General features: G+C 53.7%; 2 pseudogenes. Both read right to left on the reverse strand.

The features are described 5' to 3' along the window. A pseudogene (locus RZO55_RS00350) lies at window positions 1-224 on the reverse strand (translation elongation factor Ts); the annotation flags it as partial. Window positions 225-355: 131 nt separating this feature from the next. Next, window positions 356-447 (reverse strand): annotated as a pseudogene (locus RZO55_RS00355) (30S ribosomal protein S2); the annotation flags it as partial.

The raw sequence follows: 447 nt of genomic DNA on the forward strand, positions 1-447 counted from the left end.
ACCAGAACCCCGATCCGTCCTCCGGAGTGTATGTAGGATTCCACCAAACCTTCAGCGGCAACGCGTCCCGCTTTTTTCGCCGCAGCGGCCAAGCCCTTTTCACGCAAAATCTCCATCGCTTTATCCATATCACCGTTAGCTTCGGTGAGGGCCTTTTTGCAATCCATCATTCCCGCACCGGTTTTTTCACGCAATTCCTTTACCTGAGCAGCCGATATCGCCATTTTTTATGATCCTCCTTGTTTGCTTCAGATGACTCCGGTCTCCTTCCACGCCCCCATCCGGGGTGATCGCCGAAGGGTTGTATAAAAAAGGGGGGTGAGGTTCATCCCCAAACCCACCCTTTTACGCAAGATCAGGAAGCGCTTTGCTCTCCCTGTTTCCCTTCCAGAACCGCATCCGCCATTTTGGACGTGAACAAGCGAACCGCCCGGATGGCGTCATCGT

It is taken from the genome of Clostridium boliviensis, from assembly GCF_033342255.1.
Classification (GTDB): Bacteria; Bacillota; Clostridia; order Lachnospirales; family Lachnospiraceae; genus Lacrimispora; species Lacrimispora boliviensis.